We start from the raw sequence: 22366 nt of genomic DNA, 5'->3' as shown, positions 1-22366 counted from the left end.
GAGGTCCGCTTGCTCTCGCGAGGTCGCCTCCCTTTGTATACGCCATTGTAGCACGTGTGTAGCCCTGGTCGTAAGGGCCATGATGACTTGACGTCGTCCCCACCTTCCTCCGCTTTATCAACGGCAGTCTCCTTTGAGTTCCCGACCGAATCGCTGGCAACAAAGGATAAGGGTTGCGCTCGTTGCGGGACTTAACCCAACATTTCACAACACGAGCTGACGACAGCCATGCAGCACCTGTCTCACAGTTCCCGAAGGCACTCTCGCATCTCTGCAAGATTCTGTGGATGTCAAGACCAGGTAAGGTTCTTCGCGTTGCATCGAATTAAACCACATGCTCCACCGCTTGTGCGGGCCCCCGTCAATTCATTTGAGTTTTAACCTTGCGGCCGTACTCCCCAGGCGGTCGATTTATCGCGTTAGCTTCGGAGCCCATCACTCAGGGCAACAAACTCCAAATCGACATCGTTTACAGCGTGGACTACCAGGGTATCTAATCCTGTTTGCTCCCCACGCTTTCGCATCTCAGCGTCAGTATCTGTCCAGAAGGCCGCCTTCGCCACCGGTATTCCTCCACATCTCTACGCATTTCACCGCTACACGTGGAATTCTACCTTCCTCTACAATACTCTAGTTAACCAGTTTTAAGTGCAATTCCTAGGTTGAGCCCAGGGCTTTCACACCTAACTTAATTATCCGCCTACATGCCCTTTACGCCCAGTCATTCCGATTAACGCTCGCACCCTCCGTATTACCGCGGCTGCTGGCACGGAGTTAGCCGGTGCTTCTTCTGTAATTAACGTCAATTGATGCACCTATTAGATACACCACCTTCCTCATTACCGAAAGTACTTTACAACCCGAAGGCCTTCTTCATACACGCGGCATGGCTGCATCAGGGTTTCCCCCATTGTGCAATATTCCCCACTGCTGCCTCCCGTAGGAGTCTGGACCGTGTCTCAGTTCCAGTGTGGCTGGTCATCCTCTCAGACCAGCTAGAGATCGTCGCCTTGGTAAGCCTTTACCTCACCAACTAGCTAATCCCATATGGGTTCATCAAATGGCGCATGGCCCTAAGGTCCCATGCTTTGGTCTCTCAACTTTATGCGGTATTAGCAGTCGTTTCCAACTGTTGTCCCCCTCCATTCGGCAGATCCCCATACTTTACTCACCCGTCCGCCACTCGTCATCAAGTGCAAGCACTCATGTTACCGTTCGACTTGCATGTGTTAAGCCTGCCGCCAGCGTTCAATCTGAGCCATGATCAAACTCTTCAATTTAAAGTTTGATGCTCAATAACTGTCTCTGACATAATTCAAATGAATCTTCAGTGTCACTTATCAAGACTTAATTTTTTGAGTCCGTAGACTTTTAATTTTTTGTCTCGCAAGTGCCCACACAGATTGTCTGTTTCTTCTTTTTAAAGAGCTGACAGCTTTAAATTTAACTAAACATTTTGTTGTTTTAGTTTGCTGTCTCAAGGGTTGCGTATGTTACTCACTTCACATGTTTACGTCAACCCCTATTTTGCAAAATTTGCTTTTTTTGGATTAAGTGATTGCTTTTTACACAAAGCAACGTCTTATAGGGTTATTTTTAACTGTTTTACGATAGCATCGGCTTTATTTATTGCTTCTTCCACTGTTACAGCACTAGCAAGTGCAACCCCCATTCTACGGCAACCTTCAACTTGTGGTTTGCCAAATAAACGTAAATCAGTATTTGGTTGACTTAATGCGTTATCTAAATTTGTGAACGATACCTGTTTTGATTCACCTTCAACCATTATGACCACAGATGCACTAGCATGATATTGTTCAATAAGTGGAATAGGCAAGCCTAATATAGCTCTGGCATGTAAGGCAAACTCAGATAGATTCTGGGAAATTAAAGTTACCATTCCGGTATCATGAGGACGAGGCGATACTTCACTAAACCAGACTTTATCGCCTTTAACAAATAGTTCAACACCAAATAAACCGTACCCGCCTAATGCTTGAGTTATTTTAGTTGCAATATCTTTTGCTTGCTCTAAAGCATTACAAGACATTTGTTGAGGCTGCCAAGATTCCCGATAATCACCTTTTTCCTGACGATGCCCAATCGGTTCACAGTAAGAAACACCATTGATATGCCTAACTGTTAATAAGGTAATTTCGTAATCAAAGTCGATAAAACCTTCTATAATGACTTTACCGCCACCAGCTCGACCACCTTCTTGCGCATATTTCCAGGCTAATTGAAGATCAGCTTCACTGCGTAATAATGTTTGCCCTTTACCGGAAGAGCTCATCACTGGTTTAACTAAGCAGGGATAACCAATCTCTTTTACAGCATCTTTAAATTCTATTTCGGTTGAAGCAAACCGATAAGGTGAAGTTGGTAGATTTAGTTGCTCAGCAGCGAGGCGACGAATTCCTTCTCTATTCATGGTTAACGCGACTGCTTTTGCAGTAGGAATAACCGTAAATCCCTCTTGCTCTAACTCAACTAAAGTTTGCGTTGCAATGGCTTCAATTTCAGGAACAATAAAATCCGGTTTTTCCTGTTCAATAATTTTTCTCAGTTCATTACCATCTAGCATATTAATAATATGATAACGATGAGCAACTTGCATTGCTGGTGCATTAGCATAGCGATCAACAGCAATAACTTCACAACCAAACCTTTGTAGCTCTATCACAACTTCTTTAGCCAATTCACCTGCGCCACACAGCATAACTTTGGTTGAAGTGAGTGATAACGGCGTCCCTAATTTAGCCATAATGTCCTCATACTCAGTTAACTATTTTTAATATCCTAAAAATAAAAAATCGGGAAAACGCACCCGATTTTTTATTTACAATTACGCTTGATAAGGATCACGTAGAATCATGGTTTCACTACGATCCGGACCTGTTGATATAATATCAATTGGTGTTTCGGTTAATTCTTCAATTCGTTTGATATAGGATTTGGCTGCTTGTGGTAAAGCATCATAACTTTTAATACCAAACGTTGACTCGCTCCAACCAGGCATAGACTCATATACAGGTTTTACTAAACTCCAATCTTCAGCAGCAGCTGGTGCATTTTTGATGACATCACCATTTGGTAATTGATAACCAACACAGATTTTGACTTCTTTAAGACCATCTAAAACATCAAGTTTAGTTAAACAGAAACCAGAAACTGAATTTAGTTGTACGGCTTTTCGTACAGCAACCGCATCAAGCCAACCAGTACGACGACGACGACCAGTTGTTGCACCAAATTCATTACCTTGTTTGCAAAGATATTCACCCACATCATCAAATAATTCAGTTGGGAAAGGGCCTGCACCGACACGAGTAGAGTAAGCTTTAACAATACCTAAAACATAACCAACATAACGAGGACCAAAGCCTGATCCTGTTGCTACACCGCCAGCAGTAGTATTTGAAGAGGTAACAAAAGGATAAGTACCATGATCAATATCAAGTAAAGTACCTTGCGCCCCTTCAAACATGATTCTTTCGCCTTTTTTCCGAGCATCTTCTAATAGTGTCGGAATATCTGCAATCATAGCCACTAAAATATCTGCAATCGCTAATGTGTCATCAAGGACTTTTTGATAATCAACCGCTTCAACTTTATAGTAATTTACTAATTGAAAGTTGTGGTATTCCATAACTTCTTTCAATTTTTCAGCAAATGCTTGGCGATCACGTAAATCACCAACACGCAATCCACGACGAGCGACTTTATCTTCATATGCAGGACCGATACCTCGACCTGTGGTGCCTATGGCTTTATTACCACGTGCTTTTTCTCGAGCTTGGTCTAATGCTATATGATAAGGTAATATTAAAGGGCATGATTCTGAAATTAGAAGTCTCTCTTTAACAGGGATACCATTTTCCTCAAGCTCTTTCATCTCTTTCATAAGAGCATCAGGACAAAGCACAACGCCATTTGCGATGATGCTAATGACATCATTACGTAAAATACCTGATGGAATTAAATGTAATACTGTTTTTTCACCATTAATAACTAAGGTATGGCCAGCATTATGTCCGCCTTGATAACGTACCACATATTTTGCTTTTTCTGTGAGTAAATCAACAACTTTTCCTTTGCCTTCATCACCCCATTGTGTACCTAGCACAACAACATTATTACTCATAGTTTATTTACTCATTGTATTATTTGTTAGACTTTAGTTTCATATATTGGAAAAATTCACTATCAGGACTAATGACCATAACATCATTACCTGTAAAACTTTGTTCATAAGCTTTCAAACTACGAATAAAACTAAAAAATTCAATATCTTTACCAAAAGCTTCTGCATAAAGTTTAGCTGCATTTGCATCACCTTCACCACGAATAGATCGAGCTTGGCGCTCAGCTTCCGATATTATTTTAGTTTTTTCAAATGTAGCTTTCGCTCTTATTTCTTCAGCTTTTTTAACACCTTCATATCGTTTTTCACGCGCAATAATATCACGTTCAGCTCGCATGTTAGCATAAATTGATCCTGACACTTCAGCAGGGAAATTGATTTGTTTGATTCGAACATCGATCACAACAACCCCAAAGGACCTCAAACTGGCTTTACTATTTTCAGGATCCTTTTTCGCATCATTGACCAATTTATCGATTGGTAAATTTTCTTCTACATCTTGCGGTGAACCATTTAATGCATCTTTAACACTTGCCATTAATGAATTTCTTGATTTGGTATCAGCATTAGTATCATTAATGATATCTCGGTTACTTAATTTACCTATTTCAGAACGCAAACGACCATTTAAACGAGCCAAGATTAAGTCATTAACATCATTACCACCAGCAATAGTTTCATAATAACGATTAAAATCTACAATTTTCCATTGCACAAAATAATCGACTATTAACTCTTTCTTATGAACGTTAAAAAAGCGCTTTTCGTTATTATTATTTGAGCTATTAGTGGTTTGTATTTTAGCGTCGATTATTTTAATGCTATCAACAAGAGGCATTTTAAAATGGAGACCCGGTTGAGATAACCCAATAATCTTATTAAAACGTAGAACCACACCACGCGTGCCTTCTTCAATCACATAAACACTTGAATAAAGCCCAACAATTAAAATTAAAACTATAGGAATCAATAATTTTCGCATTTTTCTCTCCTTATCGACCCATAGCTCGGTTACTTCGATTAATAGAACTATTATTTTGAGTTGCAGTGTTATGAGTGTTATCAGTTGTAGCGTTTTGTGCTTCATTGTTATTTTGAGAAGTACTATCAACTGTTTCTGAAGCTGCTGGCGGGTTGTTATTGCCATCACTACTTAAATTTGATAAGTTTGCGGATTCAGGTTCAATTTTATTTTTCATTAATTTTTCTAACGGCAATACCAATAAGTTTCCACTCTTATCATTAACAATCACTTTTTGGGTTTTAGTTAATACCTTTTCCATTGTTTCAATATATAAACGATCTTTAGTAATTTCAGGCGCTGCTTTATATTGTGGTAATAATTTTTCAAACCGTGCAACATCACCAGCTGCTTCTAATTCAACTTGTACTTTATAAGCATTTGCATCTTCTAAAATAGTGGCAGAACGACCTTCCGCTTGCTGAATTAACTGCACTTTATATGCTTCAGCTTTTTTTATTTCCCGCTCACTATCATTTTGAGCTCGAATAGCATCAGCATAAGCATCTTGCACTTCGACAGGAGGACGCGCTACTTGGAAGTTAAGATCGACAATAGTAATACCCATATCATAATGAGAAATAACATTGATGAGTTCTTCTTTTGTACTGTTCTCTAGAACTGAGCGTCCATCTGAAATAATTGCATCAATATTAGAGCTCCCGATAGATGTTCTAAGCGCACTATCTGCTGCTTGACGTAAGCTATCTTCAACATTAGTTACATTAAATAAATATTTGATAGGATCACTAATTCGATATTGAACATTCATTTCAACAAAGACTAGATTTTCACCGTTATAACTAGTCGTTATAATATCACCCTGAACATTAAAGTTATAAGTTCCTTGGGTATCTACTTTATAAACTGTATCAATAAATGCTGGATTCCAATTTAAACCAGGTTGGATAATTTCAGGTTGAACTTGTCCAAAACGAGTTATTACACCTCGTTGGTTTTGGTTGATGGTATAAAAACCACTTACCCCCCAAATCAAAGCAAGCACTAAAATCATCGACATAATAATTTTAGAAGAACTCAAGTTAATATCTGAGGAACCTCGATTATTACTTGATCCACCTTTTTTTAAGAGATCTTTAATTTGATCAAATATTCCTCCCGACGAAGAATTGGAAGGTTTTTTGTTATTTCCCCATGGGTCGTTATCTTGTCCGTTATTGCCGGGCTGATTCCACGCCATATTTTATATGCTCCATTTAACAATTAGTTGTTATTTTGCGTATTGATTAAGTATAACAGATCTGGCTCTTGTTTACAGAGGCGATTCCATTCAATTAAAGGTATTCTTATATTTAGGTGAAAACTCCCATCATCTTCAATGACTTCATTCTCCACTGCATTTAATTTATATAGCCGACTTCTAAGTTTAGCTAAATAAGGAGGTAAGTTTAATTGGCAAACTTGAATTTGCCCAGAGAGCCTCTCTTTTAATGCGGTAAATAAAAGATCTAATCCTAAACTATTTTGAGCTGAAATCCAAACGCGAATTGGTACACCATTTTCGTCCCGATCAATACTCGGTTCCTTACCTTCTATTAAATCAATTTTATTCATCACTAACAAAGTAGGAATATCATGTGCATCAATTTCCAGTAATACCTCATCAACGGCATGAATATTATCTAATATATTAGGATCAGCTGCATCAACAACATGTAATAGTAGTGATGCTTCCTGTGTTTCTAATAAAGTTGCTTTAAAAGCAGCAATAAGATCATGTGGTAAATGACGTATAAATCCGACTGTATCAGCTAAAACAACCTCTCCAACATCTTCAACATTAATGCGTCTTAAAGTCGGATCTAGCGTTGCAAACAATTGATCGGCAGCATAAACTTCAGCATTAGTTAATGCATTAAAGAGAGTCGATTTACCAGCATTTGTATAACCAACTAATGATACCGTTGATAAATCTGCTTTACTTCTAGATTGACGATTTTGATTGCGCTGTTTTTCAACTTTAGCAAGTCTTGATAAAATTAATTGAATACGATGGCGAATTAATCTTCTATCAGTTTCTAACTGAGTTTCACCTGGTCCACGAAGGCCAATTCCACCTTTTTGGCGTTCTAAATGAGTCCAACCACGAACTAATCGAGTAGATAAATATTGTAATTGTGCTAATTCAACTTGTAATTTACCTTCATGTGTTCTAGCGCGCTGAGCAAAAATATCGAGAATTAATCCAGTTCTATCTACTACGCGACATTCACATAATTGCTCAAGATTGCGTTCTTGGGTCGGTGTTAAAGTATGATTAACTAAAATGACTGAAGCATTTAGTTCTTTTACTTTATCGGCGATTTCTAATGCTTTTCCTTCACCAATAAAATATTTAGCTTGTGGGTACTTTTTTGAGGTTGTCACAATATCGAGAATTTCAATTTGAGCAGAAGAAACAAGCACTTCAAACTCTTTTAAATCCTCGATATCGCTTTCTTGAGGGAAGAATACATGGACTAATAAGGCAGATTCACCACCTTTATATCGCTCAAACAATCACATTCTCCACCCAACTAATTAGCTTTCGCTGTCCTCTTCAGGTTGTGATATCAATCCAGAAATTGGTCTTGATGGTACCACAGTTGAGATAGCGTGCTTATATACCATTTGGCTAACAGTGTTTTTTAATAAAATAACAAACTGATCAAATGATTCAATTTGTCCTTGTAATTTAATACCGTTAACTAAATAAATAGATACAGGAATATGCTCGCGACGAAGCAAATTTAAATAAGGATCTTGTAATGACTGCCCTTTTGACATGAGTTTATCCTTTAAGATGAAATAAAAATATAAAGATAAAATAAGTTTACAATCAACATAATAATTTAATTGATCGCAATATAAAATACTTATGTAGTATTTACCAAAATAACATAAAAAACTCAGCTCTTAAACTAATCAACAGTAATTTATGCACAAATAACTAAAAATTTAATAAATTAACGAAATTTATACAAACAAGTAACCTTAATCGTTAAGAAAAGTAGAAATTTTTTTAAGAAATGAAAAAATTTAGCGTATTATAATAACCAATAGAAAAAATACCAAAAACTATTACTACTATTTGTAACTTAAAAAATCTGATTAAGAACTGAATCTATATTATCATTATTTAACCATGTTATCGATTGTTTCCAACCTCTAAGCCATGTAATTTGCCTTTTTGCTAATTGGCGAGTAGCACAAATTCCTTTAAAAACCATTTCATCATAACTGGTATCGCCATTTAAATATTCCCACATTTGACGATACCCTACGCAACGTATAGAAGGTAGATTTAAATGAAGATCGGGGCGCTGCATAAGTTTTTTTACTTCATCTTCAAAGCCTTGATCTAGCATTTGTAAAAAGCGTTGTTCAATTCGTTGATGTAATTCTGCTCTATCTTCCGGCATGATAGCTAATTGCATAATATCATAAGGTAATGCATCACCACTTTCTTTAGTTAATTCAGTTAAACTTTTACCAGTAATAAGATAAACCTCTAATGCTCGATTAAGGCGTTGTGGATCATTGGGATGGATTCGCTGAGCTGATACAGGATCAACTTTTTTTAACTCCTCATGAATCGCTTGCCAACCTAATCGATTTGCTTTTTCCTCAATTTGATCGCGAATATCACTATTTGCCGCAGGAAGAGGAGAAAGTCCTTCAATTAACGCCTTAAAATACAACATTGTTCCACCAACTAATAATGGCGTTCGGCCATTACTTAATGATTTTTCAATTTCTACAATCGCATCATGCCTAAAGTTAGCAGCAGAATAACTTTCTGCAGGGTCACAAATATCAATAAGTTTATGTGGATATTTAAGTTGTTCTTCTTTAGTTGGTTTTGCACTGCCAATATCCATACCTCGATAAATAAGTGCGGAGTCAACACTAATAATATCTATAGGATACTTGTCGTAAAGTGCCATGGCATAAGCAGTTTTACCCGATGCGGTTGGCCCCATTAACGAAATAATATTTGGTTTATTCATGATAAAATTGATTGTGAAAAAGATTGAAGATCAATCGGATATAAAAAGCTATCTTGTTGTAATAAATTAATATCTATCTGTTCTAATTGTACTAATAACTCGATAGCTTTAGTTATATTCCAATTTTCAACAGAATCATCTCCACAATTTTCAACCAACCAAGCTATAATTTGCGTTGGATCGAGCACATCCTTACCGGATGATAAAAGAAACGAAATTAAAGTTGGTAATAATTTTTGCCAATTTGTAGTTCTTAACATTTTTGGCACATTATGCAAATGCAATTTTGCTTTATCAATATAAAAATCAAAGCCTAAAAACTTCAATTGTTCTTGATAATCATTTAATACTTTTTGTTCTTTCTTATTAATTAAAATTGTCAATGGAATGAGTAATCTTTCTGACTCGTTAGATAATAATTTAACTGAATTTACTTTCTGTTGAGCAACCGACAACTTCATTAACATGAACTTTTGTTGATTATTTTCTGATTTTTCAATTAAGGCTATATCTGGTTGAATAACCGTTAATACTTTACCAAATTGTACTAGTGAAGATCTATCAATTTGCTGATGTAGTGATTGCAAAGGTACATTTCGTTTAGGAAACAATCCCTCAATAACCGCTTGTTGTGGTGCAGTTATAGAACTATCATCATCCGATAATTCAAAAGATTTTAAGAGCGTTTTTTCTATTGCTCCTTTTAACTTAGTATCAACCAATTGCCCATATAGTCTATTTTCTTTAACATGATTAATTGCTTTTTTAGGTAATGCGCTAGTTGGTGAATAAGTTTTATTTTCAGTTTTATTATTAAAAATATTCTCACCAGCTGCTTGCCGATTCGGCATCATTAGCACATTTTCGTCATTGGCAAGTTGTTGGTTTGACTCAAGCGCCATGACAATAGCTTGATAAACAAAGTCATGCACCAATCTTGCTTCATGAAAACGCACTTCATGCTTAGCTGGGTGAACATTCACATCAATTTGTTTAGGGTCGATCTGTAAAAAAATGACATAACTCTGTTGTTCATTAGTCCGGCTACTATAAGCTTGACGCAAAGCATGATTAATTAATTTATCTTTTATTACTCGCCCATTAACATAAAAATATTGCAACTCACTCACTTCACTGCTACTTACCCATCCTTGGATGAATAAATCATTATGTTGCCAATCTAATTTTATTGCTTTTTGAACAAATGTACGTCCACAAACTAATTCAACACGTTTTTCAAGAAGTGATTCTCGATACTGTTTGACGAGTTTCCCATTGTGCTGCAAATTAAAAGTAATATCAGGTCTAGCAAGTGCAATTCGACGAACAAACTCCTCAATATGCATAAATTCTGTTTTATCAGTTTTAAGAAAGCGACGTCTAGCAGGCGTATTGTAAAACAGATCAAGAACTTCAACCGTCGTTCCAACAGGATGTGCAGCCGGTTTAATTGTTGGTTTCATTTCACGGCCTTCAGCATAAACTTGCCATGCCTCAGACTGATCGGCTGTGCGTGAAGTTAAGGTTAACCGAGCAACAGAACTGATACTTGCCAGCGCTTCACCACGAAACCCCAAACTCATTATGGTATCTAAATCATCCAACGTATTAATTTTGCTGGTTGCATGGCGAGCTAAAGCTAATGCCAATTCATCTTTAGCAATACCATTACCATTATCACGAATACGAATTAATTTACTGCCACCTTGTTCAACATCAATATCAATTTGAGTACTACCAGCATCAATGCTGTTTTCAACTAACTCTTTGATCACCGATACTGGTCGTTCAACCACTTCACCAGCAGCGATTTGGTTAGCTAATTGAGGAGATAATATATGAATAGCCATTAATGCTGTTTTCCAAATTTAGGGTTCTGTTTGACATAATTTTTTATACCTTGATAAATCAATTTAGCAATTTTATCTTGGTGGGCATTACTTGCTAACAAACTTTCTTCAGTTTCGTTAGTAATAAATCCAACTTCAATTAATATTGAAGGGATATCAGGTGAACGCAATACACCTAAACTTGCATGTTCAGGCCTATTCTTATGCAATTTAATAACACCTTTCATCTCTTTTAAAACCTGAGTGGCTAATTCATAGCCAACCTGCTGTGAATATGAAAACTGTAAATCTAATACTGCTTGGCTTAAATTTTGGTCATGATCATCACTTAATGCATCACCAGCACCGCCTAATAGTTGAGATTGCTTTTCATCTTGTTCAAGCCAGCGCCCCAATTCTGTATCCGCTCGCTTAGTAGATAATACCCAAACTGATGCACCAGACGCGCTGCGATTAGGTGCGGCATCTGCATGGATAGAAATTAATAAGTTTGCTTTACTTTTACGCGCAATATCAGAACGTTGAGGTACAGAAATAAAATTGTCCGTGCTACGTGTTAATACGCCTTTGAAGTTAGGATCTTTATTCAATAAATTAGTTAATTTTTTTGCTATCGAAATGGTGACATTTTTTTCGTATAACTTATTTTTACCAACGGCACCAGAATCCTTACCACCATGACCAGCATCAACCGCAATGATAACTTGTGAAGCATAAACTGAGCCACAAAGCAGTAATAATATAAAAAAAGTGAGTATTTTTTTCATTTTTTTCGCTAATTTTATTGGTTAATAATAGCTTGCCCTTTTTCACTGTTTGCTTGCAAACAAACTGTACGTTCAAGCGCCAAATAAGCCAAATGAATTTCAATATCGGCAGGAGGTAAAATACCTTCAGCCTGCATAGGCCACTCAATTAAACAAATTGATTTCGATGAAAAATATTCACGAATCCCCATAAACTCTAACTCTTCTGGATCAGCTAATCGATATAAGTCAAAGTGATATACTGAAAACAGATCAAATTGATAAGGTTCAACAAGAGTATAAGTCGGACTTTTAACATTTCCGACATGCCCGAGCTGCTGCAAAAAGCCACGGCTAAACGTTGTTTTACCAGCACCAAGATCGCCTATCAGATAGATAACAATTGCACTATCATGATTAGACAAATATTTTAAACACTGCTCAGCCAATTGTTGACCAAACAAAATTGTCTCTTGTTCATTGGCTAAAATAATGGGTTTCATGACGAATTCTTTGCTCAATAAATAGTCCTTATTATATACTAATAAAGATGTACCAAGTAAAATTAACTCTAATTTATATCAAAAAAGTTGAGGAACGGGGTTTTTGAAGGGTATTTAAAGGTAAAAGGAACAAATGCTACATACCATCACAACAAATAACCAATCAACAATTGATCCAACGCTAATTTCAGCGCAAGATGCAGTACTTTTCTGGCAAAATGGCGTAATTATAGCTTGTCAAAATAATCCCATATTGAAGGCTATTTTACAAAATACCCAAAATTGTTTTGTGCTTGATAATGATATTAATGCTCGTAGTTTAGCTTCACTAATAGATCCAAGAGTAAAAATAATCAGTATGCAGCAGGTTGTTGATTTAACTGTTAACTATTTCCCACAAATGAATTGGGAGTAATTTGACTAATTATCTTAAACCAGTATTTATCTTAATATCACTGCTACCATCTTCAATTTGCAAATAGGCTTACCTCAGTTTAATATAATTTTTAACAATAGTTGGTAAACATACAAAATTTAATGGCAAACTTATTAAGTCTTTTAGAAATCAATTCATTATTAAAAAAAGGTGAAGTGGTTGCTTATCCAACTGAAGCTGTTTTTGGTTTAGGTTGTGATCCCGATTGTGAATCAGCAGTTTTTAAATTATTAAAATTAAAACAACGTTCAGTTGAAAAAGGTTTAATTTTAATTGCGAGTCACTATGAACAACTGATCCCTTATATTGATCAATCGGCTTTGACTCAAGTTCAAAAACAGATGGCTATTGATAGTTGGCCCGGTCCTAATACTTGGGTTTTTCCGAAAAATATTAATACACCAAATTTTTTGAGCGGAAAATATCATTCTATCGCCGTTCGCGTTACTGATCATCCATTAGTATGTAAACTTTGTGATTTATTTGGTAAGCCATTAGTTTCGACAAGTGCCAACCTTTCTGGTCATCAATCTTGTAAAACAGCAATAGAAGTTGCAAACCAATTTGGTCAATTTTTTCCAATTTTAGATGGTAAAACCGGTGAGCGTTCACAACCATCAATCATCCGGGATGTCCAAACTGGTACTATCATTCGACAAGGATAATATTATGCAAAATTTATACATTGGCGTGATGTCAGGTACCAGTATGGATGGTGTTGATATTGCATTAGTTAATATTACTGATGGGAATATTACTTCGATTGCTAGTGATTGCTACCCAATGCCAACTGAAATTAAAAGTCAATTATTAACGCTTTGTAATAGTAAGCAAACTACATTACAAGCGCTCGGTGAGCTTGATCACCAGCTTGGTATGCTTTACGCAATAAGCATTGATCAGTTTATAAAGCAAAATCATATTGATAAAAAACAAGTTAAAGCCATTGGTTGCCATGGGCAAACTATTTATCATTCTCCTAATAGCCAACATCCCTTTACTATGCAAATTGGTGATGCCAATATCATTGCTGCTAAAACAGGCATTACAACAATTGCTGATTTTCGTCGTAAAGATATGGCTTATGGTGGCCAAGGAGCACCATTAGTTCCGGCTTTTCACAAAGCGATATTCTTAAATCCGTCAATTAACTGTGTTGTTTTAAATATTGGTGGTATTAGCAATATTTCCGTTCTAATACCAGGCCAACCTGTAATTGGTTATGACACTGGGCCAGGCAATGTTTTACTTGATAGTTGGATAAATAAAAATCTAGGAAAAAACTACGATAAAGACGGTTTATGGGCCAAATTAGGAAAGGTAGATCAACGTTTATTAAATGCGTTATGTGATGAAAATTATTTTCAACTACCAGCCCCAAAAAGTACTGGTAGAGAATTATTTAATTTAACTTGGCTTAACCAAAAACTCAGTAACTTCAATCTAAACGCTCAAGATATTCAAGCAACACTCGTTGAATTTACTGCTACCACTGTTGCTCATGAGATTAATAAATTATCAATAAATGCTCATTTACCTTGTCAATTGCTAGTTTGTGGCGGAGGGGCAAAAAATCCTCTGATTATGAAACGATTGTCAGCATTATTACCAAAATGGGAAGTTTTGACCACAGATGTGAAAGGGGTAAGCAGTGACGATATGGAAGCGATTGCTTTCGCTTGGCTTGCATATTGTAGGATGAATAATATTCCATCTAATATTCCAGAAGTAACTGGAGCAAACCAAGCGGTAAGCTTAGGAGTTATTTATCAATAATAACCTTTAATCTGATAATTTTGATTGCTTATTATAACCAATTAGTTCAGATATTTTAGCGGCAGCTTGGCTAATTTCACCGACAAGTTTAGCTTCATCTTCTGCTGTATTACATCTAAAGATAGAGGTTGATAAACTTAAGGCTGCAATAATATTACCTAAACGATTATAAATTGGCACAGCAAAACAACGTAAACCAAGCTCTGATTCTTCATCATCTTTGCCATAACCTAAACGTTTAACTTCATCAAGTTCAGCAAAAAATGCCTCTTTATTAGTGATTGTTTTAGGTGTGTATTGAACAAAATTAATGCCGTTTACTAAACTTTTTTTGCTTTCATCATCTAACCAAGCCAATAAAACCTTACCTAATCCACTGGCATGTACAGTTGCTTGATTACCAATTTTAGAGGTTAAACAAAGACTATACTGTTCAGATGCCACTTTATTAATATAAATAATTTGGTCACCTTCACGAACAGCTAAGTGGATCGTTTCTTTAGTTTTATCCCTTAGCTTTCTCATTTCTAAATCAGCAATAGCTAAAAAGTTTTGGTGATAAAGTACACGGTTGCCTAAATCAAGTAATTTTAAATTAAGAGAATATTTATCTGAATCTTCTTCTTGATTAACATAACCTAATGATTTCATGGTTTGTAAAAAACGGTAGGCAGTGCTTTTAGGCATCATTACTTTTTGCGATAATTCTGATATAGCAATGTCTTTAGATTCGGATAAAGCTTCTAAAATTCCGAAAACTTTTAAAACCGAAGCAACCGATTCTGGTGAGCTATCATTCATTATTAGCACATCTCCTTACTAAAAATTAGTCATTATTCTATTATTAAATGATCAACTAGAACAAATCAAAATTATCGAAAGTATATCATAATTAATAATGAACTAGCTATTTTATAAAAAATCTAATCTTTGAGGAGTAAACATATCAAGCAAAACGCCAGCTTGTTTGCAAACACAACCATGTTCAATATTGGGTTTTTTATATAATGTATCACCAGCACGAACAATCTTAGTCTCATCACCGATAGTAAATTCAAATTCACCAGACAAAACATAGGTTAGTTGTTCATGTGGATGATGATGCATCGCACCAATTGCGCCAGTTTCAAAATGAACTTCAACCGCCATCATATTACCATCATGAGCTAAAATTTTACGTTTAACCCCATTTCCTAAATCAATTAATTCAATATCTGAATTAAAACAAAACATGACATTACTCCTAAATTTATAGAAAAAGAGATAATAAATAATATCCTTTTATTTTATTATCTCTTAAATTATCTAATTTTTAACCTTATTTTATTAAGGTTGTTTACCGATATAAGCTAAAATACCACCATCAACATAAAGAATATGGCCGTTAACAAAATTTGATGCTTCCGATGCTAAAAATACGGCTGCACCAGCTAAATCATCAGGAGTCCCCCATCGGCCTGCCGGTGTTTTAGCAATAATGAACTGATCAAATGGGTGACGAGAACCATCTGCTTGTTTTTCACGTAATGGCGCAGTTTGAGGAGTGGCAATATAACCTGGACCAATACCGTTACATTGAATATTGGCATGACCAAATTCAGAACAGATATTTTTGGTTAACATTTTTAAACCACCTTTAGCCGATGCATAACCTACAACCGTTTCACGACCAAGCTCACTCATCATTGAACAGATGTTGATAATTTTTCCACTTCCTTTTTTGATCATTGAAGGAAGGACTGCTTTTGCCATAATAAATTGACCAGTCAGGTCGATATCAATAATTTTACGATAATCAGCCGCACTTGTTTCAAGCATTGATTTGCGTTGAATAATACCAGCATTGTTGACTAAAATATCAATCACACCATGTTCTTTTTCAATTTGAGCAATAGATTTTTCAACTGCAGTTTCATCCGTAATATCAAATAGATAGCCATGGGCATCAATACCAGCTGCTTTATAAGCATCAAGTCCTTTTTGTAAATTTTCAGGCACGACATCATTAAATACGATTTTCGCTCCGGCACCGGCTAATGATTTTGCTATCTCAAAACCGATCCCATAAGAAGCGCCCGTTACCAACGCTATTTTATTGTTGAGTGAAAATTTATTTAAAATCGACATAATTATATTCTCCGTTATAGTTATGATAAACAAAAGGTCTATCACATTTCTTCTAATATGTTAGCTGGCACTTTGGTTAAATAAAGTGCAGGTTCATCTTGTGCATCACATGAATATAAAACGTATTTATTATCAGGTGAAAATGATGGATGAGGGTGAGTAACTTGACGATCACCATCTAAAACTCGCCATGTACTATTATGCTTAACCAACTTATGAGCTGTTTTTGTTTTAGGTGCTAAAATATAAAGCCATGGATCATTTTCAATTTTATAGCCACTTGTATCTATTACATCTACAGGACTGCCTGTTCCATCACCAATATAAAGTGTTCCATCAAAATTACTCATTAAGTGCGAACAAGCTGGCATCTCCATGATTTCTTTATCTTCATCAGTTACCGGATTATAAAGACGAATATATCGTTCTTGTTGCCCTTTCATATAAGATACATAAGCTAATCCAGAACCATCTGGAACCCAAAATTCATGAGTGCAACTTTCACCAGGTAAATTATCATGCGCTTTTCGTTCATTTTTACCATCACGATCAACCAACCAAATTCTTGCATCAACTAAATCATGAGGACCTTCATGACAAAATGCGATAGTTTTATCATCAAAAGGTCTAAAAATTGGGTGACCTAACCATACATTCTGATCAATAACTGTTTTAGCTACACCTGTTTCAATATCAATCTTGATTAAACGGCAGTGTGGATTCTTATCATAAAATGCTTTAAATATTGTCCAATCGGTAAGTGGCGTCCAATCTTTTTTATCAATTTCAATTCCAACAATTTCATTACAATCACTATTAGCAACCCATGTGCCGTAACCAACCCATTCATCAGGAACAGTATAAACATTTTTTTCTTCTAATGTTTCAAGATTAACTTGTTGTAAGTTACGTTCATTTTTAACATAGTATAAAAATTTGTCATCTGGTGATAAAAAACCGCCGAAAGTATTATCGCCAGGTCCTTCAGTAAGTTGTTTTGCTGTTTGTTTTTCAATATCGAGTAAATAATAGTTACGATGAGTATCAAATTCACCAGCAAAAAGTAATTTTTGACCATCATTAGTAAAACATTTTTGATAAAAATAATTACGGTGGCATAAAATACCTTCTGGCGTTAACCGAATAATTTCATTTTTTGAATCTTCATCTGTAAATGATGAATATGATAGCCTTACGATATTCCCCTTAGCCATATGAACTCCCTGAATATAAATATAATTAAATGTTTAAAAGATTTTCATTTATTAAATATAGTAATATAAAAATTAAGACGTTTTTGTGACTTTCATCACATTGCAATAAATTTATTAAAACATCGTTTTATTTTAGTTAAAAAAATTGATATATTTTTGGGTGAGCTTATAATGAAAACGAAATGTACTAATATATAATTAGTTATTATTTCTATCAAAATAGAGGAAAATCATGAAAATAGCACTAATGAACGAATTTAGCCAAGCAGCTAAAAATCCAATTATTTTAAATGAATTGAAAAATGCAACTGAGAAATACGGACATACTGTTTTTAACGTTGGCATGGATGGCGACAATGATAAAAAATTAACTTATGTTCATTTAGGTATTATTAGCGCTATTTTATTAAACAGTAAAGCCGTTGATTTTGTTATCACAGGATGTGGTACAGGACAAGGCGCATTAATGGCGTTAAATGCATTCCCAGGTGTTAACTGTGGTTATTGTATTGAACCTACTGATGCCTATTTATTTGCACAAGTAAATAACGGTAATGCGTTATCACTTGCATTTGCTAAAGGCTTTGGTTGGGGTGCAGAACTCAATGCTCGTTATATTTTTGAAAAAGCATTTGATGGCGAAAAAGGATTGGGTTATCCACCTGAGCGTCGTGAATCTCAAAATGCTAATGCTGTAATTTTAAATGATATGAAAAATGCAGCAGGAAAAAGTTTAATTGAAGCATTGAAGTCAATTGATCAATCATTACTTAAAGATGCGATCAGAGGTGAGCGTTTCCAAAAATGTTTATTTGAAAATAGTCAAGATTCTGAAATAACCAATTACATCAAAAGCTTACTAGCTTAATTTAGAGTTTACTACATCCGTCAATTTTGTGCCATTTCAACTTAACTGGTGAAATGGCTCAATTCACTATTTTTAATCGTTTCTAACTTAATAGAATAAATTCTAATGTATTTTTCATTAACAAATGATTAAACCGATTTAATTTAAAAATAGAGGAATGAGATTGCTGATTGAAAAGATTAAAAGTGCTAAATCTTACTAGATCTAGCACTCTATTATTTTAATTATTTAGCTTTATTTTTTTCGATTAGCGTTTTTAGCTCTTTTGGTAACACTATATTACCGTTTTTATCTCGAGTGATTTTAAAGTCACTATTTCCTTTCCATAATTGATTGCTGGTTACAGATTTAAAATCTTTACTTTTAATCTGTGGTCCAAATGAATCTTTTATCGCTGATTGCCAGCTATCACGAATAGAATAATTGTGTTCAAAAATGACCACTGGTTTTAAAAATTCATAAGGATTAGCGCGTAAAATATAATTATACCTCGCACTATTGATCGAAAGATTATTCTTCATGATATAAGAACCAGTATTAAAATTATCAGTAAAGCCATCCATATTATTATTTAAGGAAATTGAATTGATAATTTTATGATTTACAGGTTGACCTTCTGCTCCTAATTTAAAACCATTACCTATACTTCCTTTAGCAATATTGGGTTTTGAAAAAGGAAAACCGTTTGAATATGTAACAGAACTATCAATTAATACCGGATCATTTGGGCCATCTTCAATCTTGTTATAAAGATCGAAACCATCATCAGTATTATTATGGGCAATACACCCTCTAAATACATTCCCTTTACCAACACCCAATTTAGCGGCAAAACCATCAGCATTTTTACCTGATTTATCCATATTATTATAAGAATCAGAGTTAAGAATTAGGTTATAAGATGGCCAATAAATTCGATTTTGATTTTTCTTTTTAGCTGAGATAGCCAAACCTGTATCATTATTATTACGTGTAATAACTTGATCAATCACATTATGACTGCCCGAAATTCTTAAATAAGCTGGTTTATTATCTTTATCATCAATATTTCCATCAAAGATAACCTGCTTAATAGCCCAATAATTGCTATCTAAATTAAACGTAGTGTTAGTAAAAATCGCTTTATGCTTATTAATGGCTTGTATGGTTTTTAATTTACCGGGTAATCCACTTAATTGAGCCGGAAGAGTTATGCCGTCATAATAACCATCCATCAAATGAATAACACCGCCCGGTTCAACGCTATTAACAGCCGTTTCGAAATCAACCGGTGATGGTTTGGTACCTTTATTATCCTTTTTACCTTCTGGCGAAACAATAATATTAGATAAATTTTCAATCGATGATTTATTTAGATTAATTGTAAAAATTTGAGTATTATTTTTTGCATTAGCTGTAAACTCAACAGTAAAGGTATTAGTTCCATCTTTTAGCTGAACTGGAAATTGTAATAACTTACCAACTTCCGCATTCAACGTTTTATTAATTTCTTTAACAAATACGGTACCTGAAGTATTTGGGAAAAATTGTAATGTATAATTTTTACTATATACATCATTCGGTGATGATAAAATTAACGTTGGTTTAATATCAACAATTACCTCAGGTTTAGCGGGTAATTTATCATAATCAACCGTTATATCACTGAGGGTTAATTTAGAATTTTTGAACTCAACTTTTGCGTTTCTAGAAGCAAAAAAGCCGACATAAATATTTTTGTTATCTTGTTGATTTAAGAATCCTGAATAATCATTGATTGCCCACTGTTTCTCTTCACCAGTCGCATTATTTTTCATCGATAAGATAAATTGATCTGCCGTTCTGGTCATTGTTAAATGCATACTTTTAACATCAACATAATTAACATTTTCAACATAACCAACTTTCTCAATTGATATGCCTTCATTACCCCATGCTTTTTTTACACCATCACGTACTAAGCCGGTTACTTTTACTAAATTATCATTTTTTTGATTTTGAGTAATCAATGCATTCATTATTACATTTGAAGCATTTGGAAACTCCTCATAACCAGCCGGCTGAGGATCACTTCTAGCTACGCCAATAGTATCACGAGCAAATAAACCCACCGCTTCTTGAGCGGCAGGCGTTTTTCCATCCACTTCAGGTCCTATTTGCTCTAAGGTAACATCACTTTCTAAAGTAAAAGTTTGATTAACGGGTAATTGAGTATAAAAAACCACCATTCCATCATGCGAGTTAGCAATTTTACCGCCACGACTCTCTAAATAGAAATCTGACGGTAATTGATAAGGTTGATTTGGAACTAAATAATCTTTTTGACCAGCAATCCAGGCATTATTGGTTCCCACTTTTTCAGGCTTGATAAGTGAGGCAAAATTTAAGTCAGTCGATTGGCCAAAAGCTATCGCTTTCCACTCTTGTGCAGAAGCTGCGCTAACATAAAGCGAAGACAGACAAAGTATTGAAGTTAATATTTTTTTCATTATGGGTCCTAACATTTTTGTTTATTTCAATAATTCTAAAGCTTTCCACTACCGACTAATCGTCCATAGTTTTTACTAAATTGCTTAATATCATCCACGCTATATTGATAAGGCACAGACCAAATCAAATTATCAACAAAACCACATGATGATAATTTCAACTTAGATTGATTAAATAGAGAATTATTATCCCGAAGGTTATCACCTTTAAACTGTTTAGCTACTTTGCAGTTATCTTTTAAACCATCAATCATAAATTGATTATTTTCCGAAAGCACACTACCTTTATAGCCTAAGCCAATAGAGTATTGATATGGGTATACAGTTTTAGATTTATTAACCGATCCTTTAAACAGGTTGTTATACATGTGGATTTTGCCAAACCTTACTCTTGGTGCGCGTTGAGTGATGTCTAAAAAAACATTATGATGAAGCGTGATATTTAACTTATTCTCATCCTGATCAGCATTTTTATCACTATGGCCAATTAACATAGTCTTATCATGGTTTTCAAATAGACAATAAGAGATAGTAATGAAATCACTACCACGCTTAATATCCAATAAACCATCATGTTGTACATATTTCCAGCCATCTTTTTCCTGGTACATATCATCGGTAAATTTACCATCAGTTAGAGTGACATGATCAATCCAAACATAAGTTGAGGTAATAATATTTATCCCATCCCATTCAGCATTCCATCCATCTCCCTCTTCAAATTTTGGCGCAACATCAATTGGTGCTTCAATTTTTAAATTTCGAATAATGACATTATTTACTTTAGACAACATAAGTGAACCATTGATAAAACCAGCATTATTACCAACACCAATTAATGTGGTATCACTAGGAATTTTGATCAACGAACGAGATTTTTGATCATCGAAGTCTTTGTAAGGTTTGCCTTCACTAATATCTATAATCCCAGAGACTTGAATAATACGAGGCTGATTTTTATTGATCGCAATCGCATCTAAAAGATCTTTTTTGTTATTCACCATAAAGATCATTTTTTCATTTGCTTTAGCGCCACCGATCGTGCCCGTATTTGTCGCTAAATCATAACCACCAAAACCGTCTCTAGGTGCAACATCACGAGCTTCTCTAATTTTGATAGGGGACGGAGATAATGCATGACATTCAGCAATAGATGAATTAATTGCTAAAGGAACTAATAGCGCAATGATTAATTTTTTCATT

General features: G+C 35.0%; 19 protein-coding genes, 1 rRNA gene and 1 pseudogene. 4 read left to right on the top strand and 17 right to left on the bottom strand.

What is annotated here, in order from left to right; genetic code table 11:
• The 11 genes and pseudogenes from A9G08_RS01040 to tsaE form a co-directional block, all read right to left on the bottom strand.
• Positions 1-1280 (bottom strand): 16S ribosomal RNA (locus A9G08_RS01040); the annotation flags it as partial.
• 302 nt (positions 1281-1582) lie between these two features.
• Positions 1583-2764 carry a formate-dependent phosphoribosylglycinamide formyltransferase gene (gene purT, locus A9G08_RS01035; protein WP_065561909.1) on the bottom strand — a complete coding sequence of 394 codons (1182 nt, stop codon included), beginning with the start codon at positions 2762-2764 and terminating at the stop codon, positions 1583-1585.
• Between the two features lie 81 nt (positions 2765-2845).
• Positions 2846-4144, bottom strand: a complete 1299-nt coding sequence (locus A9G08_RS01030; protein ID WP_065561908.1) for an adenylosuccinate synthase — start codon at positions 4142-4144, stop codon at positions 2846-2848.
• A gap of 19 nt (positions 4145-4163) precedes the next feature.
• Positions 4164-5126: a protease modulator HflC gene (gene hflC / locus A9G08_RS01025; RefSeq protein WP_065561907.1), complete on the bottom strand. Its 963-nt coding sequence runs from the start codon at positions 5124-5126 to the stop codon at positions 4164-4166.
• Between the two features lie 10 nt (positions 5127-5136).
• Positions 5137-6366 (bottom strand): FtsH protease activity modulator HflK, encoded by a 1230-nt coding sequence (hflK, locus tag A9G08_RS01020; protein ID WP_065561906.1) that lies wholly within the window; start codon positions 6364-6366, stop codon positions 5137-5139.
• 23 nt (positions 6367-6389) lie between these two features.
• Positions 6390-7685 carry a ribosome rescue GTPase HflX gene (hflX, locus tag A9G08_RS01015; protein ID WP_065561905.1) on the bottom strand — a complete coding sequence of 432 codons (1296 nt, stop codon included), beginning with the start codon at positions 7683-7685 and terminating at the stop codon, positions 6390-6392.
• A 21-nt stretch (positions 7686-7706) separates the two neighbouring features.
• Positions 7707-7952 (bottom strand): RNA chaperone Hfq, encoded by a 246-nt coding sequence (gene hfq, locus A9G08_RS01010; RefSeq protein ID WP_065561904.1) that lies wholly within the window; start codon positions 7950-7952, stop codon positions 7707-7709.
• Positions 7953-8263: 311 nt separating this feature from the next.
• Positions 8264-9175, bottom strand: coding sequence for a tRNA (adenosine(37)-N6)-dimethylallyltransferase MiaA (gene miaA, locus A9G08_RS01005; protein WP_065561903.1), 912 nt, complete (start codon positions 9173-9175; stop codon positions 8264-8266).
• On the bottom strand, positions 9172-11025 hold the full coding sequence (gene mutL / locus A9G08_RS01000; RefSeq protein WP_065561902.1) for a DNA mismatch repair endonuclease MutL: 1854 nt from the start codon (positions 11023-11025) through the stop codon (positions 9172-9174). The genes miaA and mutL overlap by 4 nt, the downstream gene beginning before the upstream one ends.
• A 20-nt stretch (positions 11026-11045) precedes the next feature.
• Positions 11046-11738, bottom strand: a pseudogene (locus A9G08_RS00995) (N-acetylmuramoyl-L-alanine amidase); the annotation flags it as partial.
• A gap of 68 nt (positions 11739-11806) precedes the next feature.
• On the bottom strand, positions 11807-12274 hold the full coding sequence (gene tsaE, locus A9G08_RS00990) for a tRNA (adenosine(37)-N6)-threonylcarbamoyltransferase complex ATPase subunit type 1 TsaE (protein WP_065561900.1): 468 nt from the start codon (positions 12272-12274) through the stop codon (positions 11807-11809).
• 133 nt (positions 12275-12407) lie between these two features.
• On the opposite strand from tsaE, the gene tusB reads away from it, so the two are divergent.
• The 3 genes from tusB (at position 12408) to A9G08_RS00975 (ending at position 14486) form a co-directional block, all read left to right on the top strand.
• Positions 12408-12689, top strand: coding sequence for a sulfurtransferase complex subunit TusB (gene tusB, locus A9G08_RS00985; RefSeq protein ID WP_065561899.1), 282 nt, complete (start codon positions 12408-12410; stop codon positions 12687-12689).
• A 122-nt stretch (positions 12690-12811) separates the two neighbouring features.
• Positions 12812-13375, top strand: a complete 564-nt coding sequence (locus A9G08_RS00980; RefSeq protein WP_065561898.1) for a Sua5/YciO/YrdC/YwlC family protein — start codon at positions 12812-12814, stop codon at positions 13373-13375.
• A gap of 4 nt (positions 13376-13379) precedes the next feature.
• Positions 13380-14486 (top strand): anhydro-N-acetylmuramic acid kinase, encoded by a 1107-nt coding sequence (locus A9G08_RS00975; RefSeq protein WP_065561897.1) that lies wholly within the window; start codon positions 13380-13382, stop codon positions 14484-14486.
• 6 nt (positions 14487-14492) lie between these two features.
• Here the strand turns inward: A9G08_RS00975 and kdgR are convergent, their stop codons facing one another.
• From kdgR to A9G08_RS00955, 4 genes are all read right to left on the bottom strand, one after another.
• Positions 14493-15287: a DNA-binding transcriptional regulator KdgR gene (kdgR, locus tag A9G08_RS00970; protein WP_081299433.1), complete on the bottom strand. Its 795-nt coding sequence runs from the start codon at positions 15285-15287 to the stop codon at positions 14493-14495.
• A 111-nt stretch (positions 15288-15398) separates the two neighbouring features.
• Complete coding sequence (locus A9G08_RS00965; RefSeq protein WP_065561895.1) at positions 15399-15719, bottom strand: cupin domain-containing protein; 321 nt, start codon at positions 15717-15719, stop codon at positions 15399-15401.
• A 93-nt stretch (positions 15720-15812) separates the two neighbouring features.
• Positions 15813-16607 carry a gluconate 5-dehydrogenase gene (locus tag A9G08_RS00960; RefSeq protein WP_065561910.1) on the bottom strand — a complete coding sequence of 265 codons (795 nt, stop codon included), beginning with the start codon at positions 16605-16607 and terminating at the stop codon, positions 15813-15815.
• A gap of 47 nt (positions 16608-16654) precedes the next feature.
• Entirely contained in the window at positions 16655-17827 is a 1173-nt protein-coding gene (locus A9G08_RS00955; protein ID WP_065561894.1) for an oligogalacturonate lyase family protein, read from the bottom strand.
• A 232-nt stretch (positions 17828-18059) separates the two neighbouring features.
• Between A9G08_RS00955 and A9G08_RS00950 the strand changes: the two genes are divergently transcribed.
• Entirely contained in the window at positions 18060-18695 is a 636-nt protein-coding gene (locus A9G08_RS00950; protein ID WP_065561893.1) for an RpiB/LacA/LacB family sugar-phosphate isomerase, read from the top strand.
• Positions 18696-18919: 224 nt separating this feature from the next.
• On the opposite strand, the gene A9G08_RS00945 is transcribed toward A9G08_RS00950, so the two are convergent.
• Together A9G08_RS00945 and A9G08_RS00940 are read right to left on the bottom strand one after the other, a co-directional pair.
• Entirely contained in the window at positions 18920-21163 is a 2244-nt protein-coding gene (locus A9G08_RS00945; RefSeq protein WP_065561892.1) for a right-handed parallel beta-helix repeat-containing protein, read from the bottom strand.
• A 35-nt stretch (positions 21164-21198) separates the two neighbouring features.
• Entirely contained in the window at positions 21199-22365 is a 1167-nt protein-coding gene (locus A9G08_RS00940) for a pectate lyase family protein (protein WP_065561891.1), read from the bottom strand.
• Position 22366 lies beyond the last annotated feature (1 nt).

The organism is Gilliamella sp. wkB195 (assembly GCF_001690445.1).
Lineage (GTDB): Bacteria > Pseudomonadota > Gammaproteobacteria > Enterobacterales > Orbaceae > Gilliamella > Gilliamella apicola_E.
Note: the sequence above shows the minus strand (reverse complement) of the source record. Positions and strands in the feature narration are given on the sequence as shown.